The sequence below is a fragment of the Streptomyces sp. NPDC005004 genome (assembly GCF_053600675.1).
On the sequence record NZ_JBSGAH010000008.1, the window covers coordinates 13,900 to 29,266 of the forward strand.

At 71.1% G+C, this 15,367-nt stretch carries 9 protein-coding genes; 6 read left to right on the top strand and 3 right to left on the bottom strand.

Features of this window, described 5'->3' with window-relative positions; all coding sequences use genetic code 11:
* Window positions 1-127: 127 nt before the first annotated feature.
* Window positions 128-874 (top strand): response regulator, encoded by a 747-nt coding sequence (locus ACWEEU_RS13105; RefSeq protein WP_199588150.1) that lies wholly within the window; start codon window positions 128-130, stop codon window positions 872-874.
* Between the two features lie 24 nt (window positions 875-898).
* Here the strand turns inward: ACWEEU_RS13105 and ACWEEU_RS13110 are convergent, their stop codons facing one another.
* Together ACWEEU_RS13110 and ACWEEU_RS13115 are read right to left on the bottom strand one after the other, a co-directional pair.
* Window positions 899-2,074 carry a winged helix-turn-helix domain-containing protein gene (locus ACWEEU_RS13110; RefSeq protein ID WP_385743733.1) on the bottom strand — a complete coding sequence of 392 codons (1,176 nt, stop codon included), beginning with the start codon at window positions 2,072-2,074 and terminating at the stop codon, window positions 899-901.
* 59 nt (window positions 2,075-2,133) lie between these two features.
* Window positions 2,134-2,721: a GNAT family N-acetyltransferase gene (locus ACWEEU_RS13115; protein WP_451731620.1), complete on the bottom strand. Its 588-nt coding sequence runs from the start codon at window positions 2,719-2,721 to the stop codon at window positions 2,134-2,136.
* A gap of 255 nt (window positions 2,722-2,976) precedes the next feature.
* Here ACWEEU_RS13115 and secA point away from each other — a divergent pair, with 255 nt between their 5' ends.
* Complete coding sequence (secA, locus tag ACWEEU_RS13120; protein ID WP_385743737.1) at window positions 2,977-5,793, top strand: preprotein translocase subunit SecA; 2,817 nt, start codon at window positions 2,977-2,979, stop codon at window positions 5,791-5,793.
* Between the two features lie 103 nt (window positions 5,794-5,896).
* Here secA and ACWEEU_RS13125 read toward each other — a convergent pair whose 3' ends face one another.
* Window positions 5,897-6,619, bottom strand: a complete 723-nt coding sequence (locus tag ACWEEU_RS13125; RefSeq protein ID WP_451731624.1) for an Rv3235 family protein — start codon at window positions 6,617-6,619, stop codon at window positions 5,897-5,899.
* A gap of 314 nt (window positions 6,620-6,933) precedes the next feature.
* Here ACWEEU_RS13125 and ACWEEU_RS13130 point away from each other — a divergent pair, with 314 nt between their 5' ends.
* From ACWEEU_RS13130 to ACWEEU_RS13145, 4 genes are all read left to right on the top strand, one after another.
* Window positions 6,934-7,446, top strand: coding sequence for a DUF6912 family protein (locus ACWEEU_RS13130; RefSeq protein WP_385743741.1), 513 nt, complete (start codon window positions 6,934-6,936; stop codon window positions 7,444-7,446).
* A 124-nt stretch (window positions 7,447-7,570) separates the two neighbouring features.
* Window positions 7,571-8,239 (top strand): HAD family hydrolase, encoded by a 669-nt coding sequence (locus tag ACWEEU_RS13135; RefSeq protein ID WP_451731627.1) that lies wholly within the window; start codon window positions 7,571-7,573, stop codon window positions 8,237-8,239.
* Between the two features lie 448 nt (window positions 8,240-8,687).
* Window positions 8,688-13,646: an NAD-glutamate dehydrogenase gene (locus tag ACWEEU_RS13140; RefSeq protein ID WP_451731630.1), complete on the top strand. Its 4,959-nt coding sequence runs from the start codon at window positions 8,688-8,690 to the stop codon at window positions 13,644-13,646.
* 174 nt (window positions 13,647-13,820) lie between these two features.
* Window positions 13,821-15,296, top strand: coding sequence for a hypothetical protein (locus ACWEEU_RS13145; RefSeq protein ID WP_451731633.1), 1,476 nt, complete (start codon window positions 13,821-13,823; stop codon window positions 15,294-15,296).
* Window positions 15,297-15,367 lie beyond the last annotated feature (71 nt).

The following is a 15,367-nucleotide window of genomic DNA, read 5'->3' on the forward strand; positions in this document are numbered from 1 at the left end:
CACGCCCCGCTCGGCATCGCGGCGGCGTCCGGGCATGAAATCATGACCGCACCGGCCCAACCGGTGGGCCGCTGCCTTGGGTTGGCGATGGCAGGACCACAGGCCACAGCCTTCAGGGGGAGGAACGATGGCGGACACCTTCGGACCCATGCGTGACCCGGACGCCGACCACGGTGACCTCGGCCGGGATCCTGATGCGGGTGCCCCGCGCGCGGAGCCGATCAGAGTGCTGGTCGTGGACGACCACGCCCTCTTCCGGCGAGGTCTGGAGATCGTGCTCGCCGCCGAGGAGGACATCCAGGTCGTCGGCGAGGCGGGCGACGGGGCCGAGGCCGTGGACAAGGCGGCCGACCTGTTGCCGGACATCGTGCTGATGGACGTGCGGATGCCCCGGCGCGGCGGGATCGAGGCATGCACCTCCATCAAGGAGGTCGCCCCCAGCGCGAAGATCATCATGCTGACGATCAGCGACGAGGAGGCCGACCTCTACGACGCGATCAAGGCGGGCGCGACCGGCTATCTCCTCAAGGAGATCTCCACCGACGAGGTGGCCACGGCCATTCGCGCGGTGGCCGACGGGCAGTCGCAGATCAGCCCGTCCATGGCGTCCAAGCTGCTCACCGAGTTCAAGTCGATGATCCAGCGCACCGACGAGCGCCGGCTGGTGCCCGCCCCCCGGCTGACCGACCGGGAGTTGGAGGTCCTCAAGCTGGTCGCCACGGGGATGAACAACCGGGACATCGCCAAGGAGTTGTTCATCTCCGAGAACACCGTGAAGAACCACGTGCGCAACATCCTGGAGAAGCTCCAGCTCCACTCCAGGATGGAGGCCGTGGTCTACGCGATGCGGGAGAAGATCCTCGAGATCCGCTGACCCCGGACCGGCACCCGCCGGTGCTCAGGCCAGCGCGCGGGCCAGTACGGCGGCCAGCGGCGCGTGGAGTTCGGGCTCCGTCACGCGCTCCACGCGGACGTCCGTGCAGCCCACCCAGCTCGCCGCCTCGATCAGCGCGTCGGCGACCGCCGCCACGGCCTTCGGACCGTCCAGCGTGACCTGCCGGGCCACCAGCGTGCGCCCCTCGCGCGCGGGGTCCACCCGGCCGACCAGCTGCCCGCCCGAGAGCACCGGCATCGCGAAGTAGCCGTGGACCCGCTTCTGCTTGGGGACGTACGCCTCCAGGCGGTGGGTGAAGCCGAACAGGCGCTCCGTGCGGGCCCGCTCCCAGATCAGCGAGTCGAACGGGGAGAGCAGCGTCGTGCGGTGGCGGCCGCGCGGCGGGGTGGCGAGGGCTACCGGGTCCGCCCAGGCCGGCTTGGACCAGCCCTCGACCTCGACCGGCACCAGACCCGAGTCGGCGATCACAGCCTCCACCTGCTCGGCCTTGAGACGGTGGTAGTCCGCGATGTCCGCGCGCGTGCCGACGCCCAGCGACTCGCCGGCCAGCCGGACCAGGCGGCGCAGGCACTCGGCGTCGTCCAGCTCGTCGTGCAGCAGGGCGTCCGGGATGGCGCGCTCGGCGAGGTCGTACACCCGCTTCCAGCCGCGCCGCTCGACGCACACCACCTCGCCGTACATCAGCGCGCGCTCGACGGCGACCTTGGTGCCGGACCAGTCCCACCATTCGCTGGTGCGCTTGGCGCCCCCCAACTCGGTCGCGGTGAGCGGGCCTTCGGCCTGGAGCTGCTTGATCACCTGGTCGTAGGCGCCCTCGGGCAACTGGTGGTTCCAGTGCGGGCGGGAGCGGTAGGCGCGGCGGCGGAAGGCGAAGTGGGGCCACTCCTCGACGGGCAGGACGCAGGCGGCGTGCGACCAGTACTCGAAGGCGCGGGTGTCCTGCCAGTAGGCCGACTCGACGGCCTGGCGGCCGACGGCGCCGAGGCGGGCGTAGGGCACCAGTTCGTGCGAGCGGGCCAGCACCGAGATGGTGTCGAGCTGGACCGCGCCCAGATGCCGCAGCACCCCGCTCACGCCCGCCCGCCGGTCGGGCGCGCCCAGCAGGCCCTGGGCCCGCAGGGCGATACGGCGGGCGTCGTCCGCGGTGAGGGTGGTGGCGGGGCGCGGCAGGGTCGTCATGGTCGCCGACGATAGAGGGTGGCACTGACAGTGGCCGCCCGCCCCGGACTTCCCGCAGGTCAGGGGGTGACCGCGGGATCGGGCGCGGCGAGATACGGGGCGGCCGGGGTCAGCCCGAGGTCGGAGGGGAGCAGCGAGCCGACCCACGAGTCGCGCCGTACGCCCCGGTGTTCGACGGCCGCGCGCAGCGTGCCCTCCATGGTGAAGCCGACGCGTTCGGCCACCGCGCGGGAGGGCAGGTTGCCCACTTCGGCGCGCCACTCCAGCCGGTCCACGGACAGTTCCGTGAAGGCCCAGCGGGCAGCCGCCAGCACGGCCTCGGTGACGTAACCACGGCCGCGGTACTCGCGGGTGGCCCAGAAGCCGACCTCGGCGGCGCCCGGCCCGCGCCGTATGACACCCAGCACGCCCACCAGCGCGCCGTCGGGCAGGAACAGGCCGAAGTGGTACTCCGAGTCGTCCGCCCAGCCCCGGGTCACCACGCCGTCGATGAACGCGTCGGCGTGTTCGCGTAGGTAAGGAGAGGGAAAAGAAGAGATCCAGCGCTGGGTCGCGGGGTCCTGGGCGGCGGCGTGCACCGCGTCGGCGTCGGCCGGGGCGAGGGCGCGCATCCGGAGGCGGTCGGTCGTGAGGATGACGGGGTCCATCGCCTGATTCTGGGCGGCCGGCCGGCGGTGCCGCCACGGCTTTTCGCGCTGGGTGAGCGCAGGGTCACGATTCGCGCAAATCCGCGATCCGGCGCGGCACTATCCGGTGTGTTCGTCCGTTGTCCACAGTGAGGCGCGCACCGGGTCGCCAGGCCCTCCCGGCACGCCGGGGTCCTCGCATACGATGGCCGTTGCTCAGCAAGTCACATGGAAAACAGACCGTCCCAGGCCCGACCGGCAAGGAGACCACCCCCCGTGTCCGTCCTCTCGAAGATCATGCGTGCAGGCGAAGGCAAGATCCTGCGCAAGCTGCACCGCATCGCGGACCAGGTCAACTCCATCGAAGAGGACTTCGTGGACCTCTCCGACGCCGAGCTGCGGGCCCTCACCGACGAGTACAAGCAGCGGTACGCCGACGGTGAGAGCCTGGACGACCTGCTCCCCGAGGCGTTCGCCACCGTCCGTGAGGCCGCCAAGCGCGTCCTCGGCCAGCGGCACTACGACGTCCAGCTCATGGGCGGCGCCGCGCTCCACCTCGGTTACGTGGCCGAGATGAAGACCGGTGAGGGCAAGACCCTCGTCGGCACCCTCCCCGCTTATCTGAACGCGCTCTCCGGAGACGGCGTCCACCTCATCACGGTGAACGACTACCTGGCCGAGCGCGACTCCGAGATGATGGGCCGCGTCCACCGCTTCCTGGGTCTCGAGGTCGGCTGCATCCTGGCCAACATGACCCCGGCCCAGCGCCGCGAGCAGTACGCGTGCGACATCACCTACGGCACGAACAACGAGTTCGGCTTCGACTACCTGCGCGACAACATGGCGTGGTCGCAGGACGAGCTGGTGCAGCGCGGCCACAACTTCGCCATCGTCGACGAGGTCGACTCGATCCTCATCGACGAGGCCCGTACGCCGCTGATCATCTCCGGCCCGGCCGACCAGGCCACCAAGTGGTACGGCGACTTCGCGAAGCTGGTCACCCGCCTCAAGCGCGGCGAGCCCGGCAACCCGCTCAAGGGCGTGGAGGAGACCGGCGACTACGACGTCGACGAGAAGAAGCGCACCGTCGCCATCCACGAGTCCGGCGTGTCCAAGGTCGAGGACTGGCTGGGCATCGACAACCTCTACGAGTCGGTGAACACCCCGCTCGTCGGTTACCTGAACAACGCCATCAAGGCGAAGGAACTGTTCAAGAAGGACAAGGACTACGTCGTCATCGACGGCGAGGTCATGATCGTCGACGAGCACACCGGCCGTATCCTCGCCGGCCGCCGCTACAACGAGGGTATGCACCAGGCGATCGAGGCGAAGGAAGGGGTGGACATCAAGGACGAGAACCAGACCCTCGCCACGATCACCCTGCAGAACTTCTTCCGCCTCTACGACAAGCTCTCCGGCATGACCGGTACGGCGATGACCGAGGCCGCCGAGTTCCACCAGATCTACAAGCTCGGCGTGGTGCCCATCCCCACCAACCGGGCGCTCGTCCGCAAGGACCAGTCCGACCTGATCTACCGCACCGAGGTGGCCAAGTTCGAGGCGGTCGTCGACGACATCGCCGAGAAGCACGAGAAGGGCCAGCCGATCCTCGTCGGCACCACGTCCGTCGAGAAGTCGGAGTACCTCTCCCAGCAGCTCAGCAAGCGCGGCATCCAGCACGAGGTGCTGAACGCCAAGCACCACGAGCGTGAGGCGTCGATCGTCGCCCAGGCGGGCCGCAAGGGCGCCGTCACCGTCGCCACGAACATGGCGGGGCGTGGTACGGACATCAAGCTCGGCGGCAACCCCGAGGACCTCGCCGAGGCGGAGCTGCGCCAGATCGGTCTGGACCCCGAGGAGCACATCGAGGAGTGGGCGGCCGCGCTGCCCGCCGCGCTGGCCCGCGCCGAGCAGGCGGTCAAGGCCGAGAAGGAGGAGGTCGAGCGCAGCGGCGGTCTCTACGTGCTCGGCACCGAGCGGCACGAGTCGCGCCGTATCGACAACCAGCTCCGCGGCCGTTCCGGCCGTCAGGGCGACCCCGGCGAGTCCCGGTTCTACCTCTCCCTCGGCGACGACCTGATGCGCCTGTTCAAGGCCGCCATGGTCGAGCGCGTGATGGCGATGGCGAACGTCCCGGACGACGTGCCGATCGAGAACAAGATGGTGACCCGTGCGATCGCGTCCGCGCAGTCGCAGGTCGAGCAGCAGAACTTCGAGACCCGTAAGAACGTCCTGAAGTACGACGAGGTGCTCAACCGGCAGCGCGAGGTCATCTACGGCGAGCGCCGCCGCGTCCTGGAGGGCGAGGACCTGCAGGAGCAGGTGCAGCACTTCATGGACGACACGATCGACGCGTACGTCGCCGCCGAGACCGCCGACGGGTTCCCCGAGGACTGGGACCTGGACCGGCTGTGGGGTGCCTTCCGGCAGCTCTACCCGGTGAAGGTCACCATCGAGGAGCTGGAGGACGCCGCGGGCGACCGCGCCGGTCTGACCGCCGAGTTCATCTCCGAGTCCATCAAGGACGACATCCGCGCGCAGTACGAGGCGCGCGAGGAGCAGCTCGGCTCCGAGATCATGCGTGAGCTGGAGCGGCGGGTCGTGCTGTCGGTCCTGGACCGCAAGTGGCGCGAGCACCTCTACGAGATGGACTACCTCCAGGAGGGCATCGGTCTGCGCGCGATGGCGCAGAAGGACCCGCTGGTGGAGTACCAGCGGGAGGGCTTCGACATGTTCACCGCCATGATGGAGGGCATCAAGGAGGAGTCCGTCGGCTACCTGTTCAACCTGGAGGTCCAGGTCGAGCAGCAGGTCGAGGAGGTCGAGGTCCAGGCCGTCGAGCCGGTCGGCGGGGGCGTGCAGGACATCGTGCCCGCGCAGGTTCCCGCGGGTGCCCGCCCGGAGATCCGGGCCAAGGGGCTGGACGTTCCGCAGCGGCGCGAACTGCACTTCTCCGCGCCCACGGTGGACGGCGAGGGCGGCGTGGTCGAGCGCGACCTCGAGGACGACGAGCCGGTGCGCTCGGAGGCCGACGGCCTCACGCGCGCGGAGCGTCGCAAGCAGGCGAAGGCGCGGGGTCGTCGCAAGAAGTGACGGTCGCCCGCCGGCGGCCTGAACGGCAGGTTCGGCCGAGCCGGTGACGTCCGGGGCCGGGTCTCTCTTCGTGAGAGGTCCGGCCCTTCGCCGTGTCCGGGGTTCAGCCGGTGTCCCCGCGCGCGAGGCGGGGGCCCGCCAGCTCCACGGCGGTGCAGCGCCACCGCAGGTCCCGCCCGCGCTCCAGCCGGAACGCCAGCGCCCGCAGCCGGTCCCCGGCGGCGACCCGCGCGAACACCTCCAGCGCGCCGTCCCTCGGCACGAAGTACCCGAGATCACTGACGACGGGCCGAACCCCGGGCGCCCGCAACGGATTCCGCTCGGCAAGCCGCGCGAGATCGTCGTACGCCTGCCCGGCGGTGTGCCGCAGCATCCAGTGCACGGGGCGCTGCCCGCTGAGAACGGCTACGAGGCGGTCGGCGAAGAGGTCGGTGGGGCGGGGCTGTGGGCGTGGCCGGTCGGCGGGGACGGAGGTCACGGGGCCGGGGGCCGTGGCGCTGAGGGCCGGCCGGGGAGCCCGTGCGGTGATGCCGGGGGCCGCGGCGCCCGACGGGGCAGCCCGCCTGGGCGCGGGGGTGGCCGGGTAGGGCGCCGTCCCTGGCGTCGGACTTCCCGCGTGCGCCGCCGTGCCGGGCGCCGTGGTGTCCGCGTGGGCCGCAGCCTGCCGGGCCGTGTGCGGGGTCGTCAGGGGTTCCAGGGCGCCCGTCACGCCCTGGACCGTCGCCTTCGGGCGAGGGCGCAGCGGAGTGCGGGGCGGGGGCGAGCCGGGGCGGCTGGGGTCCTGGCGGGTCGGGGGGCGGTGGCGGGGGTGGGGTTTGCGGCTCATGACCTTGTTCATGTGGGGGTCCCCGTTCGGGAGCGGCCCGGGATACCGGGCGGTAACTCGGTGGTGGGGATCTTGTACGGGGGCGGCTGCCGGGTCGGCAAGGAGCGCGGGGGCCGTGGCGGAGGGCCGGAATGTTCACTTATCCGGGTGACGGCACGAGGTGGAAAGCCCGAGGGCTCGGGGCGGGACCGGGTGACGTCCGGGGCGTGGGGTGGACGCCTCCGGGCAGGTGGGCGGGCGCCCGAAAGAGGACGGGCGCACGTATTCTGGAGGCCCATTCAGCAGAGCCTCTGACCAGGAAAAGAGCGGCCGGAATGCGCGTCTACGTACCCCTGACCCTGCCCGGGCTCGCCGAGGCGCACCGCACGGGGGTGCTGGGCACCGGCTCCTTCGTCGCCTACGCCGTCACGCCCGAGCTGCGCCAGTGGTGCGGCTCGGAGGACATGGAGGAGCTGGAGTACGCGGCGCTCGGCCAGGCCGCCCTCGCCTCGCTGCGGCTGCTCGCGGCCGACCAGTCGGCCACCCCGCGACGGGTCGTGGTCGCCGCCGACGTACCGGACCGCGCCGTCAAGCCCGGCCTCGACCGCGACGCGGAGCCGGCCGAGCTGGGCGAGGTCATGGTCACCGCCGAGGTGCCGCTCGCCAAGGCGGCCGCGGTGCACGCCGACGCCGAGGACGCCGAGGCAGACGTGGCCGCGGCCGCGGCGGCGCTCGCGGAGGCGGACGCCGGGGACGACCACGACCTGGCGGCGGTGGAGACGGCCGACCACCACGAGCTGCTCTGGTACGCCACGCAGGAGATCCCCAGCCTCGTCCGCGGGTCCTGACCATGCCCTGACCTCCGCCTGACCCCGTTCCGACCTCCGCCTGACCCCGCCTTGACCCCCACCTGACCTGCGGCGATACACCGCGGATGTCCGATTGTCAGTGGGAGTGGGTACGGTTTCGGACATGGGGAAGCAGGGGAACGCGCACATCGTCTGGGACTGGAACGGCACCCTGTTCCACGACATCGACGCGATCATCGGGGCGACGAACGCGGCCTTCGCCGAGCTGGGCCTTGAGCCGATCACGCTGGAGACGTACCGCGCGCTGTACTGCGTCCCGGTGCCGAGGTTCTACGAGCGGCTGCTCGGCCGGCTGCCGACCGAGGCCGAGTGGGACGTGATGGACGGCGCCTTCCACCGGCACTACACCGAGTGGCGGACGCGCTGCGGCCTGACCGAGGGCGCGGCCGACCTGCTCGCGGGCTGGCGGTCGGCGGGGCACAGCCAGTCGCTGCTGAGCATGTACGGCCACGAGGAGCTGCTGCCGCTGGTGCGCGGCTTCGGCATCGAGGCCCACTTCCTGCGGATCGACGGACGCACGGGCCCCTCGGGGGGCTCCAAGGCCGAGCACATGGTCCGCCACCTGAAGTCGCTGGAGGACCTGGTGGCGCCGGAGCGCACCGTCGTCATCGGCGACGCGGTGGACGACGCGCTGGCGGCCCGCCACGTGGGCGCGCGGGCGGTGCTGTACACCGGCGGCTCCCACGGCCCGGCCAGCCTCCGCGAGGCCGGTGTGCCGGTGGTGGACACCCTGGCCGAGGCGGTCGAAGAGGCGCACCGAATAGCGGCATAGCCGCCCCCCGGCCCGCGCGGCGCTGTGCAGAACGTCAAACTTCACCCCCCGGTTTTGTACACATACGGCTCATGACGGGCCCGGGGTCAGGAGCGATAGCCTTGTGGCGTGATCAGCGCGATATCTCGCGGGGGCGCCACGGCCCCTGCCCTGCGCCCGGTTCGCACGGAACACCTCCGTGACCGGGCGGCGGTCGCTGGTCTTCGCGGGCGCGACAGGGGCGCCGAAGCCTCCAGGACGCCGGGATCGGCACGGGACACGTCGGCACTGGGCGCAGCGTCGCACCCGACAGACGCGTCGACAATGGCCGAATTCCTCCCGCCCATCTCACCTCGCGGCATAGCGTCGGAACGGACCGGACACCCCGGGCCGTGGCGTCATACCGGAGGGAAAGAGACCGTACTTCCTTCTACGTCACGCAACGGCGCGCGACAGGAGCCAGAGGACAATGCAGACCAAGCTGGACGAAGCCAAGGCCGAGCTGCTCGATCGGGCGGCCCGGGTAGCTGAGAACAGTCCGGTCGGGGGGCACCTACCGACCGGGACCACGAGCGAGGCCCCCGACAGCGAGTCCGTGCTCGCGTTCCTCCAGCGCTACTACCTGCACACGGCCCCCGAGGACCTCACCGACCGCGACCCGGTCGACGCCTTCGGTGCCGCTGTCTCCCACTACCGGCTCGCCGAGAACCGCCCGCAGGGCACCGCCAACGTGCGGGTGCACACCCCGAGCGTGGAAGAGAACGGGTGGACGTGCAGCCACACCGTGGTGGAGGTCGTCACCGACGACATGCCCTTCCTGGTCGACTCGGTCACCAATGAGCTGACCCGTCAGGGCCGCGGCATCCACGTCGTGATCCACCCGCAGTTCGTCGTGCGCCGGGACGTGACCGGCAAGCTCATCGAGGTGCTGCCCAAGCCGGCCCCCGGCGCCGAGCTGCCCCACGACGCGCACGTCGAGTCCTGGATCCACGTCGAGATCGACCGCGAGACCGACCGCGCCGACCTCAAGCAGATCTCCGCCGACCTGCTCCGCGTCCTGTCCGACGTCCGCGAGGCCGTCGAGGACTGGGAGAAGATGCGGGAGACCGCGGTCCGGATCGCGGACGGCCTGGAGAGCGAGCCCCGCCCCGCCGACCTGCCCGGACCGGAGGCCGAGGAGGCCCGCGAGCTGCTGCGCTGGCTCTCCGCCGACCACTTCACCTTCCTCGGCTACCGCGAGTACCAGCTCCGCGGCGACGACTCGCTCAGTGCCGTGCCCGGCACCGGCCTCGGCATCCTGCGCTCCGACCCGCACCACTCCGAGCAGGACGAGCACCCGGTCAGCCCCTCCTTCGAGCGGCTCCCGGCCGACGCCCGCGCCAAGGCCCGCGAGCACCGCCTGCTCGTGCTGACCAAGGCCAACAGCCGCGCCACCGTGCACCGCCCGTCCTACCTGGACTACATCGGCGTCAAGAAGTTCGACGCCAAGGGCAACGTGGTCGGCGAGCGCCGGTTCCTCGGCCTGTTCTCCTCCGCCGCGTACACCGAGTCGGTGCGCCGCGTGCCGGTCATCCGCCGCAAGGTCGAGGAGGTCCTGGAGCGCGCCGGGTTCTCGCCCAACAGCCACGACGGCCGCGACCTGCTCCAGATCCTGGAGACCTACCCGCGCGACGAGCTGTTCCAGACCCCGGTCGACGAGCTGCAGTCCATCGCGACCAGCGTGCTCTACCTCCAGGAGCGCCGCCGCCTGCGGCTCTACCTGCGCCAGGACGAGTACGGCCGCTACTACTCGGCCCTCGTCTACCTCCCGCGCGACCGCTACACCACCGGCGTCCGGCTGCGGATCATCGACATCCTCAAGGAGGAGCTGGGCGGCACCAGCGTCGATTTCACCGCCTGGAACACCGAGTCGATCCTCTCCCGGCTGCACTTCGTCGTCCGCGTCCCGCAGGGCACCGAGCTGCCCCAGCTCTCCGACGCCGACAAGGAGCGCATCGAGGCCCGCCTGGTCGAGGCCACCCGCTCCTGGGCGGACGGCTTCACCGAGGCGCTGAACGCCGAGTGCGGCGAGGAGCGCGCCGCCGAGCTGCTGCGCCGCTACCAGCACGGCAACGCCTTCCCCGAGGGCTACAAGGCCGACCACACCCCGCGCGCGGCCGTGGCCGACCTGGTCCACCTGGAGCGGCTGAACCAGAAGGACGGCAAGGACGGCAAGGACGGCGGCGACTTCGCGCTGAGCCTGTACGAGCCGGTGGGCGCCGCCCCCGGCGAGCGCCGCTTCAAGATCTACCGCACGGGCGACGCGGTCTCCCTCTCCGCCGTGCTGCCGGTCCTCAACCGGCTCGGCGTCGAGGTCGTCGACGAGCGCCCCTACGAGCTGCGCCGCGCCGACCGCACCACCGCCTGGGTCTACGACTTCGGCCTGCGGATGCCGAAGCCCGCGGGCGGCGGCGACCACCTCGGCGAGGACGGCCGCGAGCGGTTCCAGGAGGCGTTCGCCGCGACCTGGACCGGCCAGGCGGAGAACGACGGCTTCAACTCCCTCGTCCTGAGCGCCGGGCTGACCTGGCGGCAGGCGATGGTGCTGCGCGCGTACGCCAAGTACCTGCGCCAGGCGGGCTCCACCTTCAGCCAGGACTACATGGAGGACACCCTCCGCAACAACGTCCACACCACCCGGCTGCTGGTCTCCCTTTTCGAGGCGCGGATGTCCCCGGACCGGCAGACGGCCGGTCTGGAGATCACCGACGCGCTCCTGGAGGAGCTGGACGCCGCGCTCGACCAGGTGGCGAGCCTGGACGAGGACCGCATCCTGCGCTCCTTCCTGACCGTCATCAAGGCGACCCTGCGCACCAACTTCTTCCAGGAGACCGAGGGCGGCAAGCCGCACGACTACGTCTCCATGAAGTTCGACCCGCGCGCCATCCCGGACCTGCCCGCGCCGCGCCCGGCGTACGAGATCTGGGTGTACTCGCCGCGCGTGGAGGGCGTGCACCTGCGCTTCGGCAAGGTCGCGCGCGGCGGCTTGCGCTGGTCGGACCGGCGCGAGGACTTCCGCACCGAGATCCTCGGCCTGGTCAAGGCGCAGATGGTGAAGAACACCGTCATCGTGCCGGTGGGCGCCAAGGGCGGCTTCGTCGCCAAGCAGCTCCCCGACCCGAGCGTGGACCGGGACGCGTGGCTGGCCGAGGGCATCGCCAGCTACAAGACGTTCATCTCGGCGCTGCTCGACATCACCGACAACATGGTGGCCGGCGAGGTCGTCCCGCCGCAGGACGTGGTCCGCCACGACGGCGAGGACACCTACCTGGTCGTCGCGGCCGACAAGGGCACCGCGACGTTCTCCGACATCGCCAACGGCGTCGCCGGGGAGTACGACTTCTGGCTCGGGGACGCCTTCGCCTCCGGCGGCTCGGCGGGCTACGACCACAAGGGCATGGGCATCACCGCGCGCGGCGCCTGGGAGTCCGTCAAGCGGCACTTCCGCGAGCTGGGCGTGGACACGCAGTCCGAGGACTTCACGGTCGTCGGCATCGGTGACATGTCCGGTGACGTGTTCGGCAACGGCATGTTGCTCTCCGAGCACATCCGCCTGGTCGCCGCCTTTGACCACCGGCACATCTTCATCGACCCGAACCCGGACGCGGCCACCTCCTACGCCGAGCGCCGCCGCCTGTTCGAGCTGCCCCGTTCGAGCTGGGCCGACTACGACACCTCGCTGCTGTCGGCGGGCGGCGGGATCTTCCCGCGCAGCGCCAAGTCGATCCCGCTCAACAGCCACATCCGCGAGGCGCTGGGCATCGAGGAGAAGATCTCCAAGATGACCCCGGCCGACCTGATGAAGGCGATCCTCCAGTCGCCGGTCGACCTGCTGTGGAACGGCGGCATCGGCACCTACGTGAAGTCCTCGGCGGAGTCCAACGCGGACGTCGGCGACAAGGCCAACGACGCCATCCGCGTCGACGGCGCCGACCTGCGCGTCAAGGTCGTCGGCGAGGGCGGCAACCTGGGTCTGACCCAGCTCGGCCGCATCGAGTTCGCCCTCCAGGGCGGCCGGATCAACACCGACGCGATCGACAACAGCGCCGGTGTGGACACCTCCGACCACGAGGTGAACATCAAGATCCTGCTCAACGGCCTGGTGACCGACGGCGACATGACCGTCAAGCAGCGCAACAAGCTGCTCGCGGAGATGACGGACGAGGTCGGCTCCCTGGTCCTGCGCAACAACTACGCGCAGAACACCGCCCTGGCCAACGCGCTCGCGCAGTCCAAGGACATGCTGCACGCGCAGGCCCGCTTCATCCGCCACCTGGTGCGCGAGGGTCACCTCGACCGGGCGCTGGAGTTCCTGCCCACCGACCGTCAGATCCGCGAGCGGCTGGCCCAGGGGCAGGGGCTCACCAGCCCCGAGACCGCCGTCCTGCTGGCGTACACGAAGATCACGGTCGCCGAGGAGCTGCTGCGCACCTCGCTGCCCGACGACCCGTATCTGCGCACCCTGCTGCACGCCTACTTCCCGTCGGCGCTGCGCGAGCGGTTCGCGGAGTCCATCGACACCCACCCCCTGCGCCGCGAGATCACCACGACCGTGCTGGTCAACGACACGGTGAACACGGGCGGTACGACCTATCTGCACCGTCTGCGCGAGGAGACCGGGGCCTCCCTGGAGGAGATCGTCCGCGCCCAGACCGCGGCCCGCGCGATCTTCTGCTCGGCGCCGGTGTGGGACGCGGTGGAGGAGCTGGACAACAAGGTCGACGCGGCCGTCCAGACCCGCATCCGGCTGCACTCGCGCCGCCTGGTCGAGCGCGGCACCCGCTGGCTGCTCAACAACCGGCCGCAGCCGCTCCAGCTCGCCGAGACCGTCGAGTTCTTCGCGGCGCGCGTCGAGCAGGTCTGGCAGCAGCTCCCGAAGCTGCTGCGCGGCGCGGACCTGGAGTGGTACCAGCACGTGTACGACGAGCTGTCCGCGGCCGGTGTCCCGGACGAACTCGCCACGCGCGTCGCCGGGTTCTCCTCCGCCTTCCCGGCGCTGGACATCGTCTCGGTGGCCGACCGCATGGGCAAGGAGCCGCTCGATGTCGCCGAGGTCTACTACGACCTCGCCGACCGGCTGCACATCACGCAGCTCATGGACCGCATCATCGAGCTGCCCCGCGCGGATCGCTGGCAGTCCATGGCCCGCGCCTCCATCCGTGAGGACCTCTACGCGGCCCACGCCGCCCTCACGGCGGACGTGCTCGCGGTGGGCAACGGCACCTCGACGCCCGAACAGCGCTTCAAGGCATGGGAGGAGAAGAACGCGCCGATCCTGAGCCGGGCGCGCTCCACCCTGGAGGAGATCCGCAGCTCGGACGCGTTCGACCTCGCCAACCTGTCGGTGGCGATGCGCACGATGCGGACGCTGCTGCGTACGCACTCCTGACGCGAGACGACACAGGATGCCCCGGAACCCGGAGAAACGGTTCCGGGGCATCCGTGTTCTTGCCCCCGGTTAGGGAGAAACCTGTGGCGAATTTACCGTTTCCTGCTAATCGGTCCTTTTCGGATAAGGTCTGGCCTGTGCCTGTGACCTTGAACCGCACCGAGGCCCGGCCCGATGCGCGCCGCCCCGCCTAGCCCGGCGAGCGCCGGCCGCGCGCTGCCCTGGGCCGCCGCCGCGCTCGTCCTGGTGCTCATGCTCCTGGTGATCGTCCGGCTGCCCTGGGCCGGTGACCTAGGGATGCACGCGGCGACCGTGCAGCGGCTGCGGCACAGCCTGCTCAACCCCGGCAACCCGCTGGTCGACGCCGACACCCCGAGCCCCTACTACTCGCCGTGGATGCTGCTGCTGGGACTGCTTGCCCGCGTCACCGGCCTGTCGGTGTTCGTGGTGCTCCGGATCGGCGCCCTCGTCGGGCTCGCGCTGCTCCTCAGCGGCGTCTGGCGCTACGTCCGCACCCTGAGCGACCACCGCGCCGCCCCCGCGCTCGCGATCCTCTGCGTGGTCTTCCTGTGGGGCCCGGACGTCTTCAACTGGAGCGGCTTTCTCGGCCTCAACTCCCTGGCCCTGACGGTGTCGTACCCCAGCGTGCTCGCGCTCGGGCTCTCCTTCCACTTCTGGGCCTGGCTCACGCGGGCGCTGCGCGCCGACACCGGCTGGCCCGCCTGGATCGGACTCGGTCTCCTCTGGGCGCTGATCCTGCTGTGCCACCAGTTCTCCGGCGTGGTCGCCTCCCTCGGCGCCCTCGCCGTAGTCCTCGCGGCCCGCCCCGCCCGCGCGACTCTGCCGCGCCTGGGCGCGGCCCTGGTGGCGGGCATCGTGCTGCTCGCGCTCTGGCCGTACTACGACTTCTTCGCCCTGTTCTCGGCGGGCGCCGACCTGGAGGCGATCCACCGCCCCCTCTACAGCGACCTGCTGCCCCGCTTCGGCCTGGTCCTGCTCGGCGTGGTCGCCCTGGTGTTCCGCGGGCGCCGGGACCACCGGGACGTCCTGGTCCTCTTCTTCGTCCTCGGCGTGCTGCTCTTCGTGGCGGGCGGCCTCACCGGCCACTACTCCTGGGGCCGCGCCCTGCCCGCCGCCCTCATCCCGGCCCAGCTCGCGGCCGCGCTGGAGACCGTCTCGGCGTCACGCCGGAGGGTACGGCTGATCTGGGCCTGCCTGCTCGGAGTGGCCCTCGGGGTCGGCGCGTGGGCGCAGGCGGGCACGCTCGGCTATGTGATCGACCGTACCGACCTCCCGGCCCCGGTCGCCGCCAAGTACCGCACCCCCTGGGTCGGTTACCACTGGATCACCCCCTGGGTCCGCTACGGCGACGTGGTGATGGCCCGCACCACCCCGTCCCGCCAGATCCCCGCCTACGGCCCCTACACCGTGGCCCCCGGCTACCCCGACTTCTTCCTCCCGGACGAAACGGGCCGTGACGAAGCGGTCACCCGCTACTACGCCCCCACGACCGGCTCCGCGACCCGCCTGGCCATAGCCCGCCGGTACGGGGTCCACTGGGTGATCGGCTCACCGGACACGGCGGAACCCTGGCTGAAAGAGGTGACGAGGGGACCGGCAGGCCAGGTCCTGTACAAGGTCGAGCCTTGATACGAGGGGAGCTGTGAGTTTTCCGGGGCGCGGGGAACTGCGCGACAAGCCACCACGCACCCGCACCCGAG